This window comes from Roseibium litorale (assembly GCF_014842915.1).
Lineage (GTDB): Bacteria > Pseudomonadota > Alphaproteobacteria > Rhizobiales > Stappiaceae > Roseibium > Roseibium litorale.
Genome location: NZ_JACYXI010000011.1, coordinates 1 through 22,851, shown reverse-complemented (window position 1 = coordinate 22,851; position 22,851 = coordinate 1). Strand labels below are relative to the sequence as shown.

The window sequence follows — 22,851 nt, the reverse complement described above, 5'->3', positions numbered from 1 at the left end:
GCGTGACAGTCGCCGCATGATAGAAATGCTCTCATGAGTGTGCCCCGGCTTTACCCCCCCGTTCCGCTTCTCGGTGTCAGTGTGCTGTGCCATCACGATGGCCTGGTGCTGATGATCAAGCGCGGCAAGCCCCCGTTCGAGGGGCATTGGAGCCTGCCCGGCGGAATGGTTGAGGTCGGAGAGACCCTGAAGCAAGCCGCCGCCCGGGAGCTTCTCGAAGAAACGGGCCTAGAGGCAGCCCTGACCGAGCCAGCCGAAATTTTTGACAGTATCCAGCACGATGATCAGGGCCGTGTTCAGAGCCATTTTGTCCTGACCGTCTTTGCCGCGGCCTATGTCTCCGGCGCGCTGAGAGCTGGAGACGATGCGCGGGATGCACGCTGGTTTGCACCTGACATGCTGGATGGGCTGCAAACCACGCCTGGCACACCGGGCAGGATACGCCGCCTGCTGGCACCAAAGACCTGATACGGGCTTTACCGGCTTGCGTTGCCGTCCACCAAATTTCCCCGGCCTGACTGAGCTTCCATGTTGCGGTTGCCTTGCGAAACCAGCATGATCCCAGCCATGAAGTTCCGTCGGTTTCCCAAGTCATGCCTGAGCCTTTTTGCGGGAGCGTTGTTGCTGACGGCCTCCCCGCTTGCAGCTCAGACAGAGCGGGAAACTCCTCCCTATGAAGCGGGCCTGATGCGCCTTGCCGAGATTCTCGGAGCCCTGGACGTTTTGCGCCCGCTTTGCGGCAATAGGGACACGCCCGGCTGGCGGGACCAGATGCAGTCGCTTCTTGAGGCGGAGGCGGAAGAACCGAACCGGCGCAGGCGTTTCGTCGAGCGGTTCAATCAGGGCTATCGCGGATTCGCGTCGGTTTACCGCAACTGCACACCATCCGCGCGTCTCGCAATGGAACAGTATGTGGCCGAAGGCCAGAAACTGATCTCGGACGTGACCGGCCGCTACGGGCGGTAATCAGCCAATCCCCTGCGTCATCTCTTATTAACTGGTTAACTGCCGCAATCATTACTGTGGGTGGACGTTAAGAAGATGTTCACCCCCGGTTAACACTCAGCCCCTCCGTGCTAGGATTCTAATCAGAGATTCGTTATCCGCCTTTCAGCTCCCGGGGGGCTTGCGCGGGAGAAAGCGGCAAGGGGACCAATGACTTACGACGATTTCAACGAAGCAGAGATGGAAGCAGAATTCGCCGAAGACGAGGATATCCGGCGGGCAGCTCTCGGCTTCATCTCTGACGCTTGGGCAGAAGCGATCGCTTCCGGTGTCGACACGGATGCTGTAGCCCATGCGGCGATGTTCACGGCACTGGCAGACCTTGTGGCGACCTACGGCGAAGATGCCGTCGCCAAGCTTGCCGAGGGTCTTCCGGACCGCATCCTGCGCGGCGACTACACGGTCAACCGTATTCTGCAGTGATCCGGAAACGGATCCGCAAAAAGCGCAACTGACATCGGGGCGGCCTTGCCGCCCTGTTTGATTCAACACCGAATGTTTCCGGGGCTTAGATAAAGTTCAGGAAAAGATCTGCAAAGACCGTCAGCGCGAAGATCAGCAAGAGAATACCGGCAATCCGGTTTGCCCGTTCAAGCCAGGCATCGTCGATGTTCGAGCTGTAGCGCGCAACCATTGCCGATACCAGGCACCACCAGGACAGGGCTCCGAGAGCCACTCCCAGCACCATTGCAAGACTGCCGATATGGTCTTCGGGCTCGGGTCTCCAGTGTCCAAGTCCGCCGATAATCGCGATGAAACCCAGCACAGCCCCCGGATTCGTGATGGTCATCAGGAAGGCCGCAACAGCGTCCCGTCCCATGCCTTGCATCCCCTCTTGCTCTCCGGTCTCGATATGTGGATGGCTCATCATGATCCTGAGGCCAAATCCGGTAAGCAGCAAAGCCCCCGCCAGCTTGATCCAGTCGGCATGTCCCTCAATGAACTGGGTCACCGCCGAGATGCTGAAGATTGCAACGCCCGCATAAAGCGTGTCAGCCAGAACCGCGCCCGAGCCCACGACAATACCCTCGCGCCAACCCCTCAGGGCAGCGTGGCGGATCGTCATGATATTGACGGGTCCGACCGGAGCGCTGGTCACAATGCCGATCACGACCCCGATCAGAATATAGAACAAGTCTGTCACGCGCTCGCTTTCCGCACTGGGCTCTTTAAGGGGGTCGATACAGGGCCTGTTACACGGACGCAAGTCCCGGAGGACACAAGCGGATTGTGAGTAGCCGCAAGGGGGCGAATATGTGTATTGAGTGCCCATCACCAGAAGAGACAGCCGGGAGCCGCTCATGTTGAGGACAGCAATCGCCTTGGTGCTTATGGTTTGCGCGGGAGCGCTTCCTGCCGCCGCCAAGACGGTCAAGACAGACACTATCCTGGTTGCGCCGGCCGTTACCAACCCTGGCGCGGCGTCGATTCCGGATGAAGATCTGCCAGACGCTTCGGGCGCCGGGAACGGCGATGTGGAAGAAAGCCTGCCTGTTATAGAGGAAGACCTTCAGCCCATCACACAGAGCCCGAATGCGCCGACGGAAGTGCCGCAAGTTTTTTATGGCACCTCCAGCCTGCCACCGCTCGTCGCCCGCATGCATGATCAGCTCATGGATGCCGCCAAGTCGGGAGACATGGAAAAGCTCCGCATGGTGCTGGAGTCCAACGAGGTTCCTCCGACCCTGTCCCTGACCGAAACCGGTGATCCGATCGAGTTCCTGAAAAGCGTTTCCGGAGACCAGGATGGGCTTGAGGTTCTGGCCATCCTGGCTGACACGCTGGATGCCGGTTTCATTCACGTGGATGAAGGCACACCTCAGGAAATGTACATCTGGCCGTATTTCGCGCGCTATCCCTTCTCCGCCCTGACCAAGGAGCAGAAGGTCGAAATGTACCGTCTGATCACCGCGACGGACTTTGCCGAGATGGAAGCCTATGGGGTCTGGCTGTTCTATCGTGTCGGTATCGGCAAGGACGGCACCTTGCACTATTTCGTCGCTGGCGAATAAAGGCTTGCGCCGTCTGCGCCCAGTTCCGCGTAGACGGCATAGCCCCGGTAGAGCGCCAGGAAGCGCTTCTGAAGACCTTCTGCCGCCGCCAGATCTGTAAGCTCTGCATCCAGCCCCGCGCGCGGGGTGACGTGGAACTTGGCCAGCCAGGCATGGAGCAGGGCACGGAACCAGCCCGGAAGCCGCTCCTGTTGCCCGAAGTCGACGACCAAGATCCGGCCGCCTTCCGCCAGAACGCCCGCGCCCGTCTGCAGTGCCTCCCGCCAGACCGGGATCATCGACAGGGTGTAGGAATAGAAGACCCTGTCAAAGGCGCCCTCGCCGAAGACCGAAGGCGCTGACGTGTCGGACGCATCGCCTTTCGCCAGCTTGATCCGATCAGCCAACCCGGCCCTGGCCACATTGGCGGTGGCCGTTTCCAGCATCTCCGAGGAGATGTCGATGCCATAAAAGCGGACATTCGGATGACGGCGGGCTGCCGCAATCAGATTGCGCCCCGTTCCACAACCAAGCTCCAGAACGCTTGCCCCGTCTTCCGGCTCAAGCCGCTCGATCAGAAGATCCCTGCCCAGAAGATAATACTTTCGGGTCAGGTCGTAAAAATGGCGCTGGTTGCGGTAGACCGCATCCATGACCCTGGCGGTGTCTGCCGTTGCCGGCACAGCCTCATCCCTTGAAGACATAGAGATGGAACCCGCCATAGATCGAAGAGCGGTCCAGACTGTTCAACCGGAGGCTCTCCTCGGCCTCATAGGTCCAGCGGTCCAGTGTTTCGTCCCGGACCCGGCCCGGCAACAGGGTCGGCTCGGCAGCGGTGCGGAAGATCACGCGCGCGCCTGGCTTGGCGGTGCGGGTGATTTCCTCCCACAGCCCGTTCAGTTGGGCGTCGGTCATCCAGTCCTGGGCATCCAGAAGCACATAGGCATCCAGGCTGCTGTCCGGCTCACTCTGCAGATGCTCGGTAAAGTTCCGGTTCAGAACCCGGACCCGCCCTGCACGCTCGCGGATCGCTTCGAAATGCTCCCGCTTCAGATAGGGCGGCAAGGGACCGCTTTCGCCGCCTTCGATGGGCGCATAGCCGCGGCTGAAGGCCTGCCAGGCGAAATAATTGTCCGCCATGGAGAAGTTGCAGGCGAGTTTTTCCAGACGCTGGCGCAGCACGGAGGACATGTCCCCTTCCGCGCTGGCAGAGACAAGTGCCTCATATTGCGCGGGCGGAATGCCCAGACCATAAAGCGACATCTTCTTGGAGGTTGCCCAGCGCACCAGCCGCTTGTCGAAGAGCGGCGCCAAAGCGGTATCGAAGAAGCTGCGCTGCTCTTCCAGCGAGCGGGCGCGGATTATGTGTTTCGGGTCGATACCATAAAGGCGGGCGACGAAATGGCCGACCCCGATGCAATAGCCCAGCAGGCCGTGATGGTAGAGGTCGCGGGAGAAGAGCGAGATGCGCTTGCGGCCCCAGCCGGCAAGATCGCGCCCTTCCCAATAGCTGCGGGAGGCAGGATCCAGCTCGTCGCGCAGGAACCGCTCATAGGCAGCGATATTGGCCTTCTCGTCCGCTTCGCCGAAGAAACGGTAGAACGTGTCGTAGTTCGGCAGGCGCTTGGCCGCCAGAAGCTTGAGCCGTCCAAGGGCAACATGCGCCCGGTTCAGGTCGACAGCGATGATTTCCGCCGGATTGGCCGTGAGATAGGATAGGACGTTGCACCCGCCGGACGCTATGGTCACCATGCGGGAGGCCGGGGTCAGCTTGAGAGCCTGCATGTCCACATCCGGATCTTCCCAGATCTGCGGATAGACAAGACCCTTGAAGGCGAATGTGAAGAGGCGTTCCAGCATGCCTTCCCGCGAGGTGGCGCTGGAGCGGTGAACGGCTTTGCCGAGCCGGTCTTTCGATGCTTTCAAAGTTCCGGACGTCATCTTGCCCTCTCCCGTAATCCTTGCCTCGGGTTCGGACCCGGATACGTGAGACTTGCAACAGTTTGGTGACGCAAGAACGGGCTGAGCCGATTAAACGGCAAATTTCCGCGGGAAAGTAGTTTTCCGGGCGGGCCGGTCTTCCCCATAGGAAGATATGGAGCAGCTTATGTGCGCCGGGAGTGGTGGAATAGCTTCATCCCGCATCAACTGCGGGGATGAAGGCGAGCGGGAAGCGCAGTGCCCGGTCAGCGTCAGAGGCACACTTTATTTCGTGATCACCACGAAATCTGTGCCGAGACCCGTGTTGCGGGCAAAGCTGCGGTCGGTAATGATCAGGGAACTGCCCGGGGTCAGCATCTGGCCCAATTCCCGGCGAACCGGTTCGGAGATCTCGAGACGGGCAAGCGCCTCTTCCGGGGTTCCAGATTCCGTGCCTTCGGCAGCAACGCCCATCCATTCGGTGCGGGTCGCGCCATGTTCAAACCCCAGAGCGGTGAACACATGGGTACCGATGGGAGCAGCCGGCTCCTTGAGCGTCACACCGGCTTCGTAGATGTCCTTGAACTTGCGGCGGATGCGCAGAACCGCATTCGTCGGCGTCACATATCCCGCATCGGCATAGACCGACCTGACGAGCCCATCCGTAATCCGGCCTGTGACCGGCAGATCGGCCCCTTCCTGATAGGATTCAATTGCTGCGCGGGTCTTGCGGCCGGCCACGCCATCGGCGGGACCTGCGTCAAAGCCCATCTGCCCAAGAAGGCGCTGGAGTGTCTTGATCTGGTTCTCAGGCGCACGCGGCGTCACGATCATCCGGAGCGGCTGGTTGAAGTTTTCCGGAATTTCATTTGCGGTCCCAACGTCCGGCTGGATCGAACCGGTTTCGATGGATCCCCGCAGAGCAGGGTCAGCTTCGATCATCTTGGGCGATAGGCTGGCAACCGTGCTGCCAACGGCAATCGGCTGCGGCAACGCCGCGCTATAGACCATGTGAGGCACGGCTTCGTCCTGTGTGACCACCACATGCAGGCCACGCTCCGTCAGGCCGAACAGATCCTGCGCGAAGGCACGCGGCAGACGGATGCAGCCATGAGAGGCCGGATAGCCCGGCACGCGGCCTTCGTGGAGTGCCACACCTGACCAGGTCAGCCGCTGCATGAAAGGCATCGGCGCATCGTCATAGAGATTGGAGAAATGCTTGCGGCGCTTTTCCAGAATAGAGAACACACCGGTCGGGGTCGCATGTCCGGTCTTGCCGGAAGAGATCGGCGAACTGGTGACCAGTTCGGTGCCGCGGTAAACGTTAATCCGCTGCTCCTTCAAGGACACCATCATCTGCAGGGGGGCATTGTCCGTAGCGGTCCCGGTGTTGCCTGCGGCTTGCTTGTCGCGTGCTGCTGCCGGCGCCATCAATGACGCTGCCACCGCAAGCGCAGCGGCAGAAATGCGGGCAGACCGCGAGATACCGGTCAAAAACGTTGACGTCTTAATAGTCGAACCGTGGACATGCATCGCACGAGCCCCTTACTCAAAACCAAACAAAAGCTCGAACAAAGCTTTAACGGCAAGCTGTGTATTTTACGTTATTGAACAAGGTTACCAAAGCGTTCCAGCCATCTTGCCCTTGATAATATGGGCAATGCCGCCTTTTAGGCTGTAACGAAGATCACATTTAGGGCACCTGCCGGAAATGGCTCAGTCCCGGCAATAGTCCGCAAGTCCCGCGATCAGCGAAGCTGCCGAGCGGGCATCCGTGTCGGAGTCCCGGACCAGCTGATCGAAGTGATCCGTCAGTGCACGGATCTGCCGGTTCTCCCGGAACACCATGTAATGGCCGCCGATATAGACCACGGCCAGAAGCGGCCCGAAAATGGTCACCGGCGCCGAAAAAACGACCTTGGTGTCGTAAAGATAAAGACGCAATGAGGGGTAGAGATCCCGGCAGCAACGGGCCATATGCTCGATTTGCTCTTCCCGTGCGGCCTTCGGCAATCCGCGCCAATAGCCCTCACCGCGCGCAAGCGACTCCACAAGCTCACGGGAACAGCAGATCTCATAGTCGGACCCTGGCCGCCGCAGCCAGTCTGCCCTGCTGCGCATGGCGGAAATCGCCTGATCCGGCGTCTTGTCCCGGAACGCCGCATATTCAAACTCGAAGACAGCGTCGGTCTTGAGCAAATCCGGTAGCGTCGCGGGCACGTGGCGGATCTTGTAGCCGGCGGCTTCCCGGTGCCATTCGTCGATCCGCGCATCGGCAAAGGAACGCTCTGCCTCTGTCACGCGGAAAGAGGAGTCCAGCAAATCCGCAGCCGTTTCGCTGCGCTCGGTCAATCCCAGCAACCAATCGGCACTGACCGACAGGGCAGAAGCGCATTCGGCAGCGAGATGCGCGTTCGGCAACCGGCCTTGATCGTCTCCCAGCAACAGGGCGATCGTCGAACGGTCGACAGCACAAGCACGGGCCAATGCAGCACGGCTCATGCTTGCGCGTTGCATAGCTTCGTTCAGACGGTCACGGAACAGAAGGGATCGCTCTCGCTTGTCCATCTCAGACTATAGTCACCATAAGTGATAAGAATCAACAAATCGGGATTTAATCTGCAAAAATGCAAACTTCCTGCATCGCGGCCTCACCGGGTATGGCTGACATTCAGACCCACCGTAGGAGGCCTTCTTGGAAACCACCCGCCGCACCCTGATCAAGACCTTGACCTGGCAGACAATGGGCATTGTCACGATGACATTTCTGAGCCTGCCGCATACAGGTTCCTTTCTGCAGGCACTGACCTTGGCTTTGACCGCATCGGCAACTGGTTTCGTCTGCTTCTTCCTGCATGAGCTGGCTTGGAACAGGATCGGCTGGGGCAGACGGTCAAACATGGAAAAAGCGGCCCGCTGAGATCAGCGGACCGCTTCCGGCTTTCATAAAGGCAAAGCGCCTCAGTTGCGCGGCAGGCCGTCCTGGAACAGAACCGCCTCGCCCTTCGAAGGACCGGTAAGCTCGGCTTCCCACATCACCTTCTGACCACGAACGATTGTGCCGACCGGCCAGCCTGTAACTTCCTTGCCGTCGTAAGGCGTCCAGCCGCATTTGGAGGCGATCCAGTCATTGGTGATGGTCTGGCGCTTCTTCATGTCGACAACGGTAAAGTCCGCATCATATCCCACGGCAATCCGGCCCTTGCGGGCGGTCTGGAACAAGCGGGCAGGACCTGCACTGGTCATATCGACAAAGCGGGCGAGGCTCAGGCGGCCGGCATTCACATGGTCAAGCATGATCGGAACAAGGGTCTGCACACCGGTCATACCCGAGGGCGATGCCGGATAGGGCTTCTGCTTTTCTTCCAGAAGATGCGGCGCATGGTCTGAGCCGAAGATATCCAGAATGCCCTGCTCAAGGCCCCACCACAGACGCTCGGCATGCCGTGGCGCGCGCACCGGCGGGTTCATCTGAACCAGCGTACCTAGGCGGGTATAGGCCTCATCGGTCAGGGTCAGGTGGTGCGGCGTCACCTCGATGGAAGCCACATCCTTGTGGTCAATCAGGAAGTCCACTTCTTCTGCTGTCGACAGGTGCAGGATGTGGATCTTGGCACCGGCTTCGCGGGCAATCCGCACCAGACGCTGCGTGCACTGAAGGGCTGCGATCTCGTCGCGCCAGACCGGGTGGCTGCGCGGATCGTTGGCGACCTGCTCGCCCTTGCGCTCGCGCAGACGGAACTCGTCCTCGGAGTGGAACGCCGCGCGGCGGCGGGTCGTGGACAGAATGGCCTTCACGCCAGCATCATCCTCGACCAGGAGGTCGCCCGTGGAAGAACCCATGAAGACCTTGATGCCGGCAGCGCCCGGAAGGCGCTCCAGCTCGGGAATGTCCTTCACATTGTCGCGGGTGCCGCCGACCCAGAAGGCGAAATCGCAGTGCATGCGATGGTGGCCACGCTTCACCTTGTCCGCCAGCGTTTCGGCAGTGGTGGTCAGTGGGTTGGTGTTCGGCATTTCGAAGACTGCGGTCACACCGCCCATGACGGCTGCGCGGGAGCCTGATTCCAGGTCTTCCTTGTGGTCCAGACCCGGCTCGCGGAAATGCACCTGGCTGTCGATCACGCCCGGCAGGACATGCAGACCCGTGCAGTCGACGGTCTCGCCCGCCAGAGAAGAATCGAACTGACCCAGCCCAACGATACGCCCGCCGCGGATCGCGACGTCCCGATTCCCTTCGCCGTCCTGGTTGACAACGGTTCCGCCCTTCAGGATCACATCATAGGTCTGGCTCAAGGACTTTACTCCCGCTCGTGTTTGCTCCGGGAGGCTTATACGCGGATGATCGGGGAAGGGCCACCCTCAACAACAACCAGCTCGGCATCCTGGCCTTGCCCGCAGGGCCAAAGCTGACTATGTGGCAAGGGGCAGCGGATGATCCATCCGGATCCCGCATCAAAGGGGCTTGCGTCATGACACACTCACAGTTCGCCGTGCTTTCAAACCGCGCCCTGATCCGGATTGGCGGAGCTGACGCCACCCATTTTCTGCACAATCTCGTCACTTGCGACGTGGAGACCATTGCAGAGGGAACCGCAGGCTTCGGCGCTCTTCTGACGCCACAAGGCAAGATCCTCTTCGACTTTCTCATCGCCCGAACCGATGACGGCTATCTTCTGGATACGCCGCGCGAGACCGCTGCCGATCTTGCCAAGCGCCTGACCTTCTACCGGCTCAGGGCGAAGGTCGAGATCACCCTTCTGGACGTGACCGAAGGCACCGTTGCCGTATGGGGAGCTGCTGCCCCCGTCCTTCAGAACGGACTGACGGTGGCAGATCCACGCCTTGCCGCTCTCGGGCAGCGGGTTCTCGGACCTGTGACCGGGATCGCCCGTGCTCTTGCCAGCGCAGGCGCGGAGCAAAGCACCTTCGAGGCCTATCATGAGCTGCGCATTGCGCTTGGCGTGCCTGAAGGACTAGCCGACTTTGCCTATTCGGACATTTTCCCCCATGACGCGGATATGGACCAGCTCGGCGGCGTTTCCTTCACCAAGGGCTGCTACGTCGGGCAGGAAGTCGTCTCGCGCATGCAGCACCGGTCAACAGCCCGCAAGCGGATCATCCAGGTCGAAGCGGAAGCCTCCTTGCCCGCCTCTGGCGCAGAAGTCACCGCTGGCGGCCGGGCTGTCGGGTCCCTGACCTCCGCACAAGGGCAGAACGGACTGGCCCTCCTCCGGCTGGATAAAGTGAAGGCGGCGCTGGATCAGGACCTTCCCCTCCTTGCAGGGGATGTTCCAATCACAGTCCGTCTGCCAGAATGGGCGAAGTTCAGCTGGCCGGAAACGGTATCCAACGACTGAGCCTTGCCTTCCTCTCCATTCAAGCATTCCGATTTCATGGCCGCTGATAAACCTTCCAAATCACCCCGAGCCTGGCAGCGCATGCTGTCCGGCCGCCGCCTCGACCTTCTGGACCCCTCGCCGCTTGATGTGGAAGTGGCCGACATCGCCCATGGCCTTGCCCGTGTTGCCCGCTGGAACGGACAGACCTATGGGGACCATGCCTTCTCCGTGGCAGAGCATTGCCTTGTGGTCGAGGAGATTGCCAGGCAGTTGAAGCCCGACCTGACGCCGGACTGGCAGCTGGCGGTTCTGCTTCACGATGGTCCGGAATATGTGATCGGCGACATGATCTCCCCCTTCAAAGCGGTGATGGGCGGCGCCTACAAGGCGGTGGAACACCGGCTGCAATCGGCCATTCACGTGCGCTTCAGTCTGCCTGCCGAAATCCCGCCTGCCATCAAGAAGCTTGCCAAGCAGGCGGATATCATCTGCGCCTATTATGAGGCGATCGAACTGGCCGGGTTCGATGAAAAGGAGGCGGACCGGATCTTCGGCAAGCCCAAGGCCTATGCTCCAGGCGGAAAGACCCCAGCCCGCCTCGGCCTCGCTCCCTTGCCTGCGTCTCAGGCTCAAGCGAGATTTCTCGAGCGCTTCAATCAGATCGAAGCGGCCAGAAAGTAACAGCCAAACCGGGAAAACCTCCTGAAACAGGCGGGCTGCCGGGTGACCTGACAGCCCAGAGACGCTAGGATTCTTTCAATCAAAAGAAACGGATCGCCATGCTGCACGTCTGCTCCCTTTCCCGTCTGACAGAGACCGTCACCAGAACGGGCGCGTCCCATGTGGTCACCTTGATCAACGCGGAGACGATGGTGCCAACGCCTCAGGGGATTGCTCCAGAGCGCCATCTGTTCCTTGGCTTCAACGACATTGTGACGCCTGTCGAAGGCCTGCTGCCTCCAGCGGAACTGCACGTGCAGCGGCTCCTGGATTTTGTCAGAGCCTGGGACCGGTCGGCCCCTCTGGTGATCCATTGCTGGGCCGGCATCAGCCGTTCGACGGCTGGGGCCTATATCACCGCCTGTGCCCTGAGACCTGAGGCGGATGAAGAAGAGCTGGCCCAGGTCCTGCGCCGGAATGCCCCGTCCGCCACGCCCAATGCCCGGCTCGTTGCCTTCGCAGATAAGCTGCTGCAACGAAACGGCCGTATGATTGACGCCATCCGTGGCATCGGCCGGGGCGCTGACGCATTTGAAGGCACGCCTTTTTCCCTGCCGCTGGAGTAAGATGCCGCCAGAACCAAAGGGGAGCAGAACATGAACTCAGCCGGAGCCGCGATTGAGATCGGCCTCAACGCCGTTATCGTGGCCGTGGCACGGGGGGTTCCTCTGATTGTGCAGGTGGACGATCCGGATGGCCTGGAGCCCGACAGCTTGCCCTTTGGCGCGTTCGACCCTCTGCATCACCGCACTTTCGAGATCGGCCTCAGATCCTGGGTGGAAGAACAAACGGCTCTCCGGCTCGGCTATATCGAACAGCTTTACACCTTCGGGGACCGGGGCAGGCACCGCACCAGCGACGACGCCGGGCCGCATGTGGTCTCGGTAGGGTATCTGGCCCTCACCCGGCAGACACCGGGATCTGAGGACGTCCTCGCCCGGCATCATTCCGCCTGGCGCTCCTGGTATGACTATTTCCCCTGGGAAGACTGGCGCAACGGCAGACCCTCAATTCTCGACCGGGAGATCATTCCTGCTCTGTCAGCCTGGGCAGAACAGGCGCCGGATGACACCTCGCCGCAGCGGGCGCTCACCCGTAAAGAGCGCCTGAAGATTGCCTTCGGCGCCCCCCTTTCGGGCGCTGCGGGCGAGTGGGACGAAGAGCGGGCGCTAGAACGGTATGAGCTTCTCTATGAAGCAGGCCTTGTTGGAGAAGCGCTCCGGGACGAGCGGGCCGCGGCCCTCGACCGGGGCAGTCTGCCGCGTTTTGGACGGACCATGCGGTTCGACCACCGGCGGGTGCTCGCCACGGCGATCTCCCGCCTCAGGGCCAAACTGAAATACCGCCCGGTCGTGTTCGAGCTGATGCCCGCATCCTTCACCCTGACCGAGCTGCAGACGTCCGTTGAAGCCATTTCCGGCCGCCATCTGCACAAGCAGAACTTCCGGCGGCTTGTTGAGAATGCCGATCTGGTGGAACCAACGGGGGCTACATCGACGGAAACAGGCGGGCGTCCTGCCGCCCTGTTCCGATTCCGCCATGAGCTTTTGAAAGAGCGCCCCGCACCGGGGCTGCGCGTTGGCGGCCGCTGACCTTTAACCATAACTGATTGAGTTTTCGTCCATTTCCCTAGGAGATGCGCGGTTTCTTGCGCTCATTAACTCTCTTTCAAGGTTAAGAGCGCACTTTTAATTTTAGAGGTCGGACATGGACTGACCGGTTTTGGGGACCTGCACTGGATGTGGTCCTGCGCGTATCGAGTTGGAGTTGGCTGCGTATGTCTGGCCCGCGTAACCGCCCTTCAGGGCGGCAATCATCCCGTGCCCTTCCCCGGAAGGTCCGGCTGAAGTCCACGGCAGCCCGCCTCAAGCGCCTTGCCCTGGCAGGTTCCGCCATTTTCCTCACGATGACAGCCTCTATCGGCCAGCAGGATATCGTTGCCCTGCTGACAGCGCAGCACAAGGAAACGCCGCGCTGGATGATGGCACTGGAGCCGGCGAACTTTGCCACCAGCGTGACCCCGTCCCTGGCGCTTGGCAGCAACGAGCAGCTGGCTGCGCGGGACAATCCCGCCAGTGCGCCTAAGCTGCTGCTGACCTCTGCCGCCAAGGGCGTGCAGGCGACCGAAGTCACCGGGCTCGAATCTCTTGCCCGCGAGCAGTTCCCGACCGAGATTCCGGACGAGATCGAGATCAACCGGACCGGCAAGGGCAACCGTTTCGTTTCCCTGGCACCGGACCGGCAAATGGTGGATATGGCGGCTGGCGCCGTCTATTCCATGCCCAGCCTGATTGGCGACGAAAAGCATGACGACATGCCCCGCGTAGCCTTTGTGCTGCCGGAACCCTATTCGCATGGTACGGGCACACAGCTGGCCGACAGTTCTGCAAAGCACCCGGACGGCAGGCCGATCGACCTTCAGAAGGTCATGATGGCCCGCAACGCCGCTGCCGCCAGCTTCTCGCTCGTTTCCGCCTATTCTCCAGAATCGGTGATGGACACCCGTCAGCCGTTCGACGCGCTGTTCGGCGCTCCGAAATACGAAGACGACATGCCGCCGCCGGAAGATCCGAACAATCCGCACTGGTGGGCACAAAAGCCCCTGCCGCTCTCTGTCATGGAGCCGAAGGAACAGAAGTGCCTGGCAGAGGCGATCTATTTCGAGGCCCGTGGTGAAAGCGAAGATGGCCAGGTGGCCGTTGGTCAGGTCGTGCTGAACCGGGTCAAGAACCCCGCCTATCCGGATTCGATCTGCGGCGTCGTCTATCAGAACCGCAACAAGTTCAACCGCTGCCAGTTCTCCTTTGCCTGCGACGGCATTCCGGACCGGATCACCCAGCCGGACAGCTGGAAAACGGCTCAGCGTCTGGCGAAGGACGTGATCGGCGGCACCAAATATCTGAAAATGGTCGATGCCTCGACCCACTACCATGCCACCTATGTGGCACCGCGTTGGCGCAAGTCGATGGTCAAGCGCGGTCAGATCGGCGAGCACATATTCTACAAGACCTATGCCGGCGGCTGGAACTGATCGAACCTATCGCAAGAGCACGGTGAGAAACCCCGGACCGGTTCCGGGGTTTTCTTTTTGCTGCCCGCGCTTTCAACAAGACAAGAGCCCGGGAAATTTGACAAACTGGCCCCTGAAAGGTTGTTAGGTCCCGCACGACCCATTCCGGGGTGCATGATCGACTCACCTCAGAGGATCTCTCATGACACATCTTCGCGGGCTTCTGGCCCTTGGCACGCTCTCGCTGAGCCTCACCGCCCTCTCCAGCCCGGCCTTTGCCCATCTGGATCCGTCCGAACACGGCTCCTTTGCCGCCGGATTTACCCATCCCGTCTTCGGTCTTGATCACGTCCTTGCGATGATTGCCGTCGGCCTATGGGGCGCATTGGCAGGTGGCAAGGCTATCTGGGCGCTGCCGACTGCCTTTGTCAGCTCGATGGTCGCAGGCTTCCTGCTGGCTCTCGGCGGCGTGCATCTGCCCTTTGTCGAGCCGATGATCCTCGCAAGCGTCGTGGCCATCGGTGCCCTGGTCGCCCTGGCCCTGCCGCTGCCGCTTGCCGCCTGCGCCGTGATCACGGGCATTTTCGGCCTCTTTCACGGGCACGCTCATGGCGGTGAAATGGGGGCTGCAGCCGTCCTGACCTATGGTCTCGGCTTTGTCTGCGCCACCGCACTGCTGCATGGGGCAGGTGTTCTGATTGGCTTTGGCACCCGCAACGGCCTTGATGCGGACACCCGCCGCGGAGAAATAGCAACCCGCATTCTCGGCGGCCTGACCGCCGCCGCAGGCCTTTTTCTAATCGCTGGTTAAGCAGGAAGGCGTGGCGGCTTGCCGCCGCGCCTATCCGATCTCGATGTCCAGGCCCAGGTCCAGAATCGGGGAGGAATGGGTGATCCAGCCGGAGGAGATGAGGTTCACACCCGCCTCGGCAATGGCCGTAATCGTATCGGCCTCGATCCCGCCGGAAGCCTCCAGCAGCACCTGACCATTGGCGATGGAAACGGCTTCACGCAGCTGATCCGGCCCCATGTTATCCAGCATGATCACATCAGGCTTGCAGGCAAGCGCTTCGCGCAGCTGGTCCAGCGTGTCGACCTCTACCTCGATCTTTACCAGATGACCGGCAAAAGCCTTGGCCGCTTCGATGGCCGGGCGCACACCGCCTGCGACGGCGATGTGGTTGTCCTTGATCAGGATGGCATCATCCAGGCCGAAGCGGTGGTTGGAGCCGCCGCCGCAACGCACGGCATATTTCTCGAAAGCCCTGAGGCCCGGTGTGGTCTTGCGGGTGCAGACGATATTGGCTTGCGTGTGGGCAATCAGATCGGCGAACCGGGCCGTGGCCGTGGCGATACCCGACAAATGGCAGGCAAAATTCAGCGCCACGCGCTCGGCTGACAGGATGGCACGGGCAGGCCCTGACATGCGGGCGGCAACGCTCCCCTTTTCCAGCCTTGCTCCGTCCTGCAAAACAGCCTCGAAGCGAACCTGGGCATTAGTCTGGCGGAAGGCACTTTCTGCGAGGGCCAGACCGGCCAGAACACCGGGCTTGCGCGAGGCAATCACCGCCGTTGCCTGGGCATCCGCCGGAATGGTAGCCTGACTGGTCACATCCCCTGCCCGGCCCCAGTCTTCGAGCAAAGCCGCCTTGACCGCTTCGTCAACCATCAGGCGGGGCAGTTCGGGCAGATATCCGGCCATCGGATCAGTCTCCTGCGGCCACAGCTGCCGCTTCCTTCGCAATCGCGTCCACTTCCTTCAGGCTGGTGAAGGAGCGGCGCGCCTGTGCCGGATCGGCTTCCGGGAAATCGGAACGGAAGTGTCCACCCCGGCTTTCGGTCCGCTTAAGCGCGGAAGCGGCAATAATCCGCCCTGCGATCATCATGTTGCGGATCGATACCCGCTCACAGCGCGCTTCGGCAGAAGCAATATCGGCCAGCGCCCGGCGCAGGCTGTCCGCATCCCGCTCCACGCCGGCATTACGGCCCATGGTTTCGCGCAGGGCGCTGATCGCGTCGCGTTCCTCCACGTTGCGCTGGCTCGGCAGGCCCGGCTCGCTATCGAGTTCGTTCCAGTAAGCGCTGCGCGGGGTCGGCATGAGACCCTGAATGTCATCCGCAATACGGGCGGCAAAGACGACCGCTTCCAGCAGGGAGTTGGATGCAAGGCGGTTCGCACCATGGGCACCGGTGGACGCAACCTCACCGGCAGCCCACAGGCCGTCCAGCGACGTACGGCCATTGGCATCCGTCAGGACACCGCCCATGTGATAATGCTCCGCAGGAGCCACGGGGATTGGCTGGGTCGCCGGATCGATGCCAGCTTCCACGCAGGCCGCGTAGACCGTCGGATAGCGGTCCTTGAACGCGCCGCCAACGGCTGCACGGCAATCGAGGAACGCACCACGGCCAGAGGCCACTTCCCGGTGGATCGCACGTGCCACGATATCGCGCGGCGCAAGCTCTGCCAGGTCGTGCACCTTGGTCATGAACCGCTCACCGGCGGAGTTGATCAGGGTCGCCCCTTCCCCGCGCAGGGCTTCCGTCGCCAGCGGCGCAGGGTCCTTGCCGACATTCAACGCGGTCGGGTGGAACTGGACGAATTCTGCATCGGCGATCACCGCACCGGCGCGGGCCGCCATGGCCAGACCATGGCCGTTGGCTTCGCCCGGGTTCGTGGTGACCGAGTAGAGATGGCCAATGCCCCCGGAGGCCAGAACGACTGCATGGGCCGGAAACGCCATGCGCTCCAGGCCGCCGCGCTTGCGCGCCAGAACCCCGGTCACATAGCGGCCTTCGCCCATCAGGCTTTCACCGATGAAGCCTTCCAGGATGCGGATCGACGGGGTCCTGCGGACGGCGGCAATCAGCGCGTCCATGATGGCGCGGCCCGCCATGTCGCCGCGCACGCGCACGACACGGTTTTCCGAATGAGCTGCTTCGCGGGAGAGCTGAAGACGGCCTTCCAGATCCTGATCAAAGGGAACGCCATAGGACAGGAGATCGCGGACACGGTCGCCCGCTTCCCGGGTCATCTGCTCTACGATCTTGCGCTCACAGATCCCTGCACCGGCGGCGAGGGTGTCGTCCCGGTGCTTCTCGAACGTGTCCTGGTCGGACACGGCCGCCGCGATGCCGCCCTGTGCCCAGGCAGAGGATGCCCCCTGGCCGATGGCCGCGTTGGAGATGACGGTGACCGGCCGCGGTGCGAGCTTCAGCGCGCAGAACAGACCGGCGAGACCGCCGCCCAGAATGACGACGTCATCAACGTCCTTGCCCGCAAGCGCGGGGGCGAAATCTTCGACCGAAATGCCCATAGGAATGTCCCATGATGAACCGGCACCTGAGGAGCCGGATCGAAAACCCTGCCGGAGCCAATGTCCGGCAGCAGCCTTCACTACAGATTAGAATGATCGATCAGTTCTTCTTCAGATTGATCATCCGCTCGACCGCGATTCGCGCTTTTTCGGCGACGACCGGATCGACGATTACTTCTTCCTTCATCTCGACCAAGGTGTCGAGGATCTTGTCCAGTGTAATCCGCTTCATGTGCGGGCACAGGTTGCACGGACGGATATAATTCACGCCCGGCGTCTCGCTGGCGACATTATCGGCCATGGAGCATTCGGTGATCATCATCACCTTCTCCGGCTTGCGGGTCTTCACCCAGTCGATCATATGCGCGGTGGAGCCGGCAAAGTCAGCCTCGGCGACGACTTCCGGCGGACACTCCGGATGGGCGATGATCTTGATGTCCGGTTCGATCTTGCGGTAGTCGCGCAGCTCCTTGGCGGTGAAGCGCTCATGCACCTCGCAAGCCCCATCCCAGACCAGAACGTCCACATCGGTCTTGTTGCCGACATTGGCGGCCAGATACTTGTCCGGAATGAGGAACACCCGGTCGACACCAAAGCTCTCGACCACTTCCAGCGCATTGGATGACGTGCAGCAGATGTCGCACTCGGCCTTCACATCGGCGGAGGTGTTCACATAGGTGATGATCGGGACACCGGGATTGCGCTCGCGCAGGGCGCGGACATCGGCGCCAGTGATCGACTCGGCCAGCGAGCAGCCAGCCCGCATATCCGGGATCAGAACCGTCTTTTCCGGGCTCAGGATCTTCGAGGTCTCGGCCATGAAGTGCACGCCGCACTGAACGATGACCTGCGCATCCGTACGGGTTGCCTCGATGGCGAGCTGAAGGCTGTCACCAACGATATCGGCCACACCGTGGTAGATGTCCGGCGTCATGTAGTTATGTGCCAGGATCACCGCATTGCGCTGCTTTTTCAGCAGATTGATAGCATGAATGGTCGGAGCAAGTGCTGGCCACTCGATCGCAGGGATGATGTGCTTCAGCTTCTCGTAGATCGGAGCAGTCGCTTCGGCGACTTCCGGCGTATAGCTGAGATCCGGACGCGGCAGGCGGCCATAACGCTCCAGAGCGACGGGAGTGGCACCCTTGAAGGCGGCCGGAGAACTGGTGATGGTCATGGGGACCTCCCTCAGGACTTTATACTCAATTTGAGTATATCTATTGCCAAAGAAAACGGGCCGTATCGCCCTTGCTCTACCTTCTGCTCTTTCAGAGCTTATATAGAACCTTGAAAGTGGAAAATCCATAGGCATTCACGAAACCGGGCGTTTTGTCTCAAAAGCTTCATCATTTCATGATCTTGCCTGATCCATTCAGCGCGCAGATGCGACCTTTGCATGCAAGAAGGGCAGATGGGGGCCAATCTTTCACCGCATGACAACCCGGTTCTCATGACCTGCACGGGGGCTTTCATTCGCGTTGCTGATGGGTCTTTCACGAAATATCGTTTCTGCGGATCCCGTCTCCCGCGTACTCTCAATGTTCCGATTGGCCTTTGGTGAGAGATCCGAATGAGCAGCACGCCGTCCCCCATTCCGTCAGCCGCCGCCTCTGGCCGCCCGAACATTCCGCTGATCATCGCCTGCGGCTGCCTGATCGCCCTGCTTTCCTTCGGCCCGCGCTCGGCCATGGGCTTGCTGCTGCAACCCATGACGGAAGCGCGTGACTGGAACCGCGAGATCTTCGGTCTGGCGATCGCCATCCAGAACCTCATGTGGGGCTTTGGCCAGCCGGTCGCAGGCATGTGCTCTGACCGCTTCGGCACCTGGAAGACCATGACACTGGGCGCCGTGCTCTATGCTTCCGGCCTCTATCTCATGGCGGATGCCACCACACCGGTGATTCTGCATATATCCGCAGGCGTGCTGGTCGGCCTCGGGATCGCGTTTTCCTCGTTCTCTCTGGTTCTGGCAGCCTTTGGCCGGACAGTGACCCCGGAACAGCGCTCCCTTGCCTTCGGCATCGGCACGGCGTCCGGCTCTCTCGGACAGTTCCTGTTCGCCCCCCTCGGCGGCGCGTTGCTCGAGGGCGTGGGCTGGCAGCAAACGCTGATCGTCTTTGCCGGCCTGATGATGCTGATCCCCTTCCTTGCAGTTGCCATCCGGGGCAAAAGCGAGGCTCCTGCATCTCAAGCTGGCGTCGCCTCTCAAAACCTGAAGCAGGCAATCGCCGAAGCTTTCGCCACCAAGGGCTTTATCCTTCTGATCTTCGGCTTCTTTGTCTGCGGCTTCCACCTGGCCTTCATCACGGTTCACCTTCCCCCCTATATCGCCGATCTTGGCATGGACCCGTCCTGGGGTGCTGCCGCAATTGCCATGATCGGGCTTTGCAACGTCGCAGGCTCCCTGATCTCCGGCTATATTGGCGGGCGCTATTCCAAGCCCATTTTCCTGTCCACGATCTATCTTGCCCGCTCTGTGGCAATCGCGATCTTCCTGATCCTCCCCCCGTCTCCTGCCTCTGTGCTTCTGTTTGCGGGATCGATGGGTCTCCTGTGGCTCTCCACCGTCCCGCCAACCTCTGGTCTGGTCGCTGTCATGTTCGGTCCGCGCTACATGGCGACCCTGTTTGGCTTCGTCTTTGTCTCCCATCAGGTCGGCTCGTTCCTGGGCGTCTGGCTGGGCGGCAAGATTTATGAGGCCACAGGGTCTTATGACCCGATCTGGTGGGCAGGCATTGCGCTTGGGATTTTCGCTGCCATCGTCCACTGGCCGATCGAGGAAAAGCCCGTTGCCCGCCTCAGCGCCGGGACAGTCTGACAATGCAATGGAGGCTGGATGACTGAACAGCACCCCAGCCTCCGGGAAGCCGCGATAGTCTGGCTCAAGATCGGCGTCCTGTCCTTCGGGGGACCAGCAGCGCAGATTGCGCTCATGCACAGGGTTCTGGTGGACGAGCGCAAGTGGCTGACAGAGCGGCAATATCTCAACGCCCTCAGTTTCTGCATGATGCTGCCCGGCCCGGAGGCGATGCAGCTTGCCACCTGGTCCGGCTGGCGTTTGCATGGCACGCTAGGAGGCCTGATCGCAGGCCTCGCCTTTGTGCTCCCCGGCGCGGTGGTCGTTCTGCTCCTCGCTGGTCTTTACGGCGCTTTCGGCACCGCCCCATTCACGCAAGCTCTGTTTCTCGGCATCAAATCGGCGGTGATCATCATCGTTATTGAAGCGCTTCTGCGGATCGGCAAAAGAGCGCTCAAGGGCATAGACCATTGGGTGCTGGCAGGGCTGGCTTTCGCCGGGATCTTCATTTTTGCCCTGCCCTTCCCGCTGATCGTTCTGACTGCCGGTGTCTACGGATATCTGATCAGCCGGAAGGACACTACAACAGCACCAGCCCCCCGCCGCCAAAACTCGTCAAAAGCGGCTTTTGTCACCGCTCTGACGTGGCTTTGCATCTGGCTGCTGCCTCTGGGCGTCCTGGTCGCGGCCGCTGGGCCCGAACACTTGCTCAGCCAGATTGGCATTCTCTATTCGAAGCTGGCTGTCGTCACCTTCGGAGGAGCCTATGCCGTGCTGGCCTATCTGGGGCAGGAGGTGGCCGTAAACCGCAGCTGGCTCAGCGCCAATGAGGTGATCGACGCGCTTGGCCTTGCCGAGACAACGCCTGGACCGCTCATTCTGGTAACGGAATTCGTCGCCTATCTGGCCGGTGAGAAGGCAGGCGGGGTCTGGCTTGGGCTGGCAAGTGCAGCCGTTGGCCTCTGGGTCACCTTCGCCCCCTGCTTCCTCTTGGTTTTCACTGGTGCGCCCTTCATCGAGCGGCTGGACAGTGCTCCCCGCCTGCGCGGTGCACTCGCCGCCATCACCGCAGCCGTGGCCGGAGTCATTCTCAACCTCGGCCTCTGGTTCGCGCTCCATGCGCTCTTCGGCAAGGTCTCGCGGCAGAGCTTCGGACCCGCAGCACTCTGGGTGCCGGATGTTTCCACGCTTGACTGGCGGGCAGCAACGCTCACCGCCCTCGCTGCCCTGCTGCTTTTGCGCCTGCATCTCGGCCTTGGCAAAACGCTTGTCCTCATGGCCGCTAGCGGCTGGGCCATCAATCTTATTCAGCTCTGATTGAATGTCACAGAAGCGTCAGGAAACCGTAGCCGAGGTTTCATCGGCGCGGCGCATATGGAACCGGTCCCTGTCCGTCTCTTGGGCGGGCAGCTCCCTTCTCGTCCAGTGAGTTTCCCATGCTGAACCGCCTTCTGGTCTCCGCCTCCTTCGCCTTCCTTCTGTCCGCCCCGGCACTCGCGCTTGAAACCGGCACCCGTTTCGACACGCCCTGCCCTCTTTCAGACTGCTCGGCCTCCATCAGCCTGTCTTTCCTTGGAGAAGTCACGCTTCCAACCGGAACGATGATCGACGGTGTTGAGTTTGGCGGCATTTCCGGTCTCGACTACGACTTCCCGTCCCGGCGCTTTATCGCCATCTCCGATGACCGTTCGCAGAAGGCGCCTGCGCGCTTCTATGATCTTGATATCCAGGTAGATGCAAAGGGGCTGCATTCGGTCAATGTGTCCCAAACGACCACCCTGCTCGACACCAACGGCAAGCCCTTTGCCGAAAAGACCGTGGATCCGGAAGCCATCCGCTTCAGCCAGGACGGCATCCTATGGACCAGCGAGGGCGATGCGAAAGCAGGCCTTCCGCCCTTCCTGCGCGTGACGGGCGACGACGGCCAGTTCGTCCGCGAGTTTGTTCTGCCGGAGGGCTTTGCACCGAGCGCTGACAAGACAAGCGGCATCCGCAACAACAACGCCTTCGAAAGCCTCGCCGTCATGAAGGACGGCGACATCATCGTGGGTCTTGAGGCCGCTCTCTATCAGGACGGCCCTGCGTCCACCCTGACCAACGGCAGCCTTGCCCGCCTGATCCGTTTTGACGCCACCAGCGGCCTTGCCAAGGCACAATATGTCTATCCGGTCAGCCCCATCCCCCAGGCACCCGTGAAGGCGGATGGCTGGAACGACAACGGCATGCCGGAGATCCTGGCGCTGGACAATCACCGTCTGCTGACCCTGGAGCGCGGCTATGCGCAGGACATTGGCAACACCATCCGCCTGTTCATGATCGACCTGGACGGGGCAACGGATGTGTCGAAGATCGGCAGCCTGTCCACCACGGAAGAGCGGATCGTTCCTGTCCGCAAGACCCAGATCCTGGATCTCGGCGCCATTGGACTGACGCCGGACAATGTCGAAGCCATGACCTTCGCCAAGGGACAGGACGGCACCGACGTGCTGATCCTTGCGTCCGACAACAATTTCAATGCGGAGCAGACCACCCAGTTCCTCGCCTTCGAAGTCCTGAAACGTCCGCGCTAAGACCTGCGGCAAAGCCCCCTTGTGAAGCCTGGGGATTGTTTGTTCTTGCCGATGTTATGATGGGGTGCTCTCCCGGCCCCTAAACTGCCGGGAGAGCAGTGGCAGGCGACCGTGCGGGGATCGGGTTTTCACCCGCAGTCATCATGGCTCCCTGCCGCTTCCTTTTCCCGCTTGGAGAG

Annotated in this window: 23 protein-coding genes; 14 read left to right on the top strand and 9 right to left on the bottom strand. The window is 61.2% G+C overall.

Annotated elements, in window-relative coordinates:
* Positions 1–33 precede the first annotated feature (33 nt).
* From IG616_RS16230 to IG616_RS16220, 3 genes are all read left to right on the top strand, one after another.
* Entirely contained in the window at positions 34–468 is a 435-nt protein-coding gene (locus tag IG616_RS16230; protein ID WP_192149220.1) for an NUDIX hydrolase, read from the top strand.
* Between the two features lie 153 nt (positions 469–621).
* On the top strand, positions 622–966 hold the full coding sequence (locus IG616_RS16225; RefSeq protein WP_246476272.1) for a TIGR02301 family protein: 345 nt from the start codon (positions 622–624) through the stop codon (positions 964–966).
* A gap of 189 nt (positions 967–1,155) precedes the next feature.
* Positions 1,156–1,428 carry a hypothetical protein gene (locus tag IG616_RS16220; protein WP_073008921.1) on the top strand — a complete coding sequence of 91 codons (273 nt, stop codon included), beginning with the start codon at positions 1,156–1,158 and terminating at the stop codon, positions 1,426–1,428.
* Positions 1,429–1,513: 85 nt separating this feature from the next.
* Here the strand turns inward: IG616_RS16220 and IG616_RS16215 are convergent, their stop codons facing one another.
* The gene (locus IG616_RS16215; RefSeq protein WP_192149218.1) at positions 1,514–2,149 is read right to left on the bottom strand and encodes a LysE family transporter; all 636 of its coding nucleotides are present in this window, start codon (positions 2,147–2,149) and stop codon (positions 1,514–1,516) included.
* A 157-nt stretch (positions 2,150–2,306) separates the two neighbouring features.
* On the opposite strand from IG616_RS16215, the gene IG616_RS16210 reads away from it, so the two are divergent.
* Positions 2,307–3,017 (top strand): hypothetical protein, encoded by a 711-nt coding sequence (locus IG616_RS16210; RefSeq protein ID WP_192149217.1) that lies wholly within the window; start codon positions 2,307–2,309, stop codon positions 3,015–3,017.
* On the opposite strand, the gene IG616_RS16205 is transcribed toward IG616_RS16210, so the two are convergent.
* The 4 genes from IG616_RS16205 to IG616_RS16190 form a co-directional block, all read right to left on the bottom strand.
* A complete protein-coding gene (locus tag IG616_RS16205; RefSeq protein WP_343072385.1) occupies positions 2,996–3,679 on the bottom strand; it encodes a class I SAM-dependent methyltransferase in 684 nt (227 codons plus the stop codon). The genes IG616_RS16210 and IG616_RS16205 overlap by 22 nt on opposite strands.
* 4 nt (positions 3,680–3,683) lie before the next feature.
* Positions 3,684–4,937 carry a BtaA family protein gene (locus IG616_RS16200; protein WP_192149216.1) on the bottom strand — a complete coding sequence of 418 codons (1,254 nt, stop codon included), beginning with the start codon at positions 4,935–4,937 and terminating at the stop codon, positions 3,684–3,686.
* A gap of 264 nt (positions 4,938–5,201) precedes the next feature.
* Entirely contained in the window at positions 5,202–6,410 is a 1,209-nt protein-coding gene (locus IG616_RS16195; RefSeq protein WP_281393154.1) for a L,D-transpeptidase family protein, read from the bottom strand.
* Positions 6,411–6,632: 222 nt separating this feature from the next.
* The gene (locus tag IG616_RS16190) at positions 6,633–7,433 is read right to left on the bottom strand and encodes a transcriptional regulator (protein ID WP_246476271.1); all 801 of its coding nucleotides are present in this window, start codon (positions 7,431–7,433) and stop codon (positions 6,633–6,635) included.
* A gap of 178 nt (positions 7,434–7,611) precedes the next feature.
* Here IG616_RS16190 and IG616_RS16185 point away from each other — a divergent pair, with 178 nt between their 5' ends.
* A complete protein-coding gene (locus IG616_RS16185; RefSeq protein WP_192149213.1) occupies positions 7,612–7,836 on the top strand; it encodes a DUF2061 domain-containing protein in 225 nt (74 codons plus the stop codon).
* Positions 7,837–7,877: 41 nt separating this feature from the next.
* Here IG616_RS16185 and IG616_RS16180 read toward each other — a convergent pair whose 3' ends face one another.
* A complete protein-coding gene (locus tag IG616_RS16180) occupies positions 7,878–9,212 on the bottom strand; it encodes a dihydroorotase (protein WP_192149212.1) in 1,335 nt (444 codons plus the stop codon).
* 176 nt (positions 9,213–9,388) lie between these two features.
* Between IG616_RS16180 and ygfZ the strand changes: the two genes are divergently transcribed.
* From ygfZ to IG616_RS16150, 6 genes are all read left to right on the top strand, one after another.
* Positions 9,389–10,276 (top strand): CAF17-like 4Fe-4S cluster assembly/insertion protein YgfZ, encoded by an 888-nt coding sequence (gene ygfZ, locus IG616_RS16175; RefSeq protein ID WP_192149211.1) that lies wholly within the window; start codon positions 9,389–9,391, stop codon positions 10,274–10,276.
* Positions 10,277–10,312: 36 nt separating this feature from the next.
* Positions 10,313–10,939: a YfbR-like 5'-deoxynucleotidase gene (locus IG616_RS16170; RefSeq protein ID WP_192149210.1), complete on the top strand. Its 627-nt coding sequence runs from the start codon at positions 10,313–10,315 to the stop codon at positions 10,937–10,939.
* A gap of 98 nt (positions 10,940–11,037) precedes the next feature.
* Entirely contained in the window at positions 11,038–11,544 is a 507-nt protein-coding gene (locus tag IG616_RS16165) for a tyrosine phosphatase family protein (protein WP_192149209.1), read from the top strand.
* A gap of 30 nt (positions 11,545–11,574) precedes the next feature.
* Positions 11,575–12,570 (top strand): NUDIX hydrolase, encoded by a 996-nt coding sequence (locus tag IG616_RS16160; RefSeq protein ID WP_192149208.1) that lies wholly within the window; start codon positions 11,575–11,577, stop codon positions 12,568–12,570.
* A gap of 185 nt (positions 12,571–12,755) precedes the next feature.
* The gene (locus IG616_RS16155) at positions 12,756–14,009 is read left to right on the top strand and encodes a cell wall hydrolase (protein WP_192149207.1); all 1,254 of its coding nucleotides are present in this window, start codon (positions 12,756–12,758) and stop codon (positions 14,007–14,009) included.
* 181 nt (positions 14,010–14,190) lie between these two features.
* Positions 14,191–14,799: a HupE/UreJ family protein gene (locus IG616_RS16150; RefSeq protein ID WP_192149206.1), complete on the top strand. Its 609-nt coding sequence runs from the start codon at positions 14,191–14,193 to the stop codon at positions 14,797–14,799.
* A gap of 30 nt (positions 14,800–14,829) precedes the next feature.
* Here the strand turns inward: IG616_RS16150 and nadC are convergent, their stop codons facing one another.
* The 3 genes from nadC to nadA form a co-directional block, all read right to left on the bottom strand.
* The gene (gene nadC / locus IG616_RS16145) at positions 14,830–15,690 is read right to left on the bottom strand and encodes a carboxylating nicotinate-nucleotide diphosphorylase (protein WP_192149205.1); all 861 of its coding nucleotides are present in this window, start codon (positions 15,688–15,690) and stop codon (positions 14,830–14,832) included.
* A 4-nt stretch (positions 15,691–15,694) separates the two neighbouring features.
* Complete coding sequence (locus IG616_RS16140; RefSeq protein WP_192149204.1) at positions 15,695–17,305, bottom strand: L-aspartate oxidase; 1,611 nt, start codon at positions 17,303–17,305, stop codon at positions 15,695–15,697.
* 100 nt (positions 17,306–17,405) lie between these two features.
* Complete coding sequence (gene nadA, locus IG616_RS16135) at positions 17,406–18,482, bottom strand: quinolinate synthase NadA (RefSeq protein WP_192149203.1); 1,077 nt, start codon at positions 18,480–18,482, stop codon at positions 17,406–17,408.
* A gap of 393 nt (positions 18,483–18,875) precedes the next feature.
* On the opposite strand from nadA, the gene IG616_RS16130 reads away from it, so the two are divergent.
* The 3 genes from IG616_RS16130 to IG616_RS16120 all read left to right on the top strand — a co-directional run bounded on the left by IG616_RS16130 (position 18,876) and on the right by IG616_RS16120 (position 22,672).
* Positions 18,876–20,123: an MFS transporter gene (locus tag IG616_RS16130; RefSeq protein ID WP_192149202.1), complete on the top strand. Its 1,248-nt coding sequence runs from the start codon at positions 18,876–18,878 to the stop codon at positions 20,121–20,123.
* An 18-nt stretch (positions 20,124–20,141) separates the two neighbouring features.
* Positions 20,142–21,419 (top strand): chromate efflux transporter, encoded by a 1,278-nt coding sequence (gene chrA, locus IG616_RS16125; protein WP_192149201.1) that lies wholly within the window; start codon positions 20,142–20,144, stop codon positions 21,417–21,419.
* A gap of 119 nt (positions 21,420–21,538) precedes the next feature.
* Positions 21,539–22,672 carry an esterase-like activity of phytase family protein gene (locus IG616_RS16120; protein WP_192149200.1) on the top strand — a complete coding sequence of 378 codons (1,134 nt, stop codon included), beginning with the start codon at positions 21,539–21,541 and terminating at the stop codon, positions 22,670–22,672.
* Positions 22,673–22,851: the final 179 nt, after the last annotated feature.

Coding starts and splice junctions, on each gene's coding strand:
- IG616_RS16230 (WP_192149220.1), top strand. CDS start 34: ATGAGTGTGCCCCGGCTTTACCCCCCCGTTCCGCTTCTCGGTGTCAGT.
- IG616_RS16220 (WP_073008921.1), top strand. CDS start 1,156: ATGACTTACGACGATTTCAACGAAGCAGAGATGGAAGCAGAATTCGCC.
- IG616_RS16210 (WP_192149217.1), top strand. CDS start 2,307: ATGTTGAGGACAGCAATCGCCTTGGTGCTTATGGTTTGCGCGGGAGCG.
- IG616_RS16200 (WP_192149216.1), bottom strand. CDS start 4,937: ATGACGTCCGGAACTTTGAAAGCATCGAAAGACCGGCTCGGCAAAGCC.
- IG616_RS16190 (WP_246476271.1), bottom strand. CDS start 7,433: ATGCAACGCGCAAGCATGAGCCGTGCTGCATTGGCCCGTGCTTGTGCT.
- ygfZ (WP_192149211.1), top strand. CDS start 9,389: ATGACACACTCACAGTTCGCCGTGCTTTCAAACCGCGCCCTGATCCGG.
- IG616_RS16170 (WP_192149210.1), top strand. CDS start 10,313: ATGGCCGCTGATAAACCTTCCAAATCACCCCGAGCCTGGCAGCGCATG.
- IG616_RS16165 (WP_192149209.1), top strand. CDS start 11,038: ATGCTGCACGTCTGCTCCCTTTCCCGTCTGACAGAGACCGTCACCAGA.
- IG616_RS16160 (WP_192149208.1), top strand. CDS start 11,575: ATGAACTCAGCCGGAGCCGCGATTGAGATCGGCCTCAACGCCGTTATC.
- IG616_RS16155 (WP_192149207.1), top strand. CDS start 12,756: ATGTCTGGCCCGCGTAACCGCCCTTCAGGGCGGCAATCATCCCGTGCC.
- IG616_RS16150 (WP_192149206.1), top strand. CDS start 14,191: ATGACACATCTTCGCGGGCTTCTGGCCCTTGGCACGCTCTCGCTGAGC.
- nadC (WP_192149205.1), bottom strand. CDS start 15,690: ATGGCCGGATATCTGCCCGAACTGCCCCGCCTGATGGTTGACGAAGCG.
- IG616_RS16140 (WP_192149204.1), bottom strand. CDS start 17,305: ATGGGCATTTCGGTCGAAGATTTCGCCCCCGCGCTTGCGGGCAAGGAC.
- nadA (WP_192149203.1), bottom strand. CDS start 18,482: ATGACCATCACCAGTTCTCCGGCCGCCTTCAAGGGTGCCACTCCCGTC.
- IG616_RS16130 (WP_192149202.1), top strand. CDS start 18,876: ATGAGCAGCACGCCGTCCCCCATTCCGTCAGCCGCCGCCTCTGGCCGC.
- chrA (WP_192149201.1), top strand. CDS start 20,142: ATGACTGAACAGCACCCCAGCCTCCGGGAAGCCGCGATAGTCTGGCTC.
- IG616_RS16120 (WP_192149200.1), top strand. CDS start 21,539: ATGCTGAACCGCCTTCTGGTCTCCGCCTCCTTCGCCTTCCTTCTGTCC.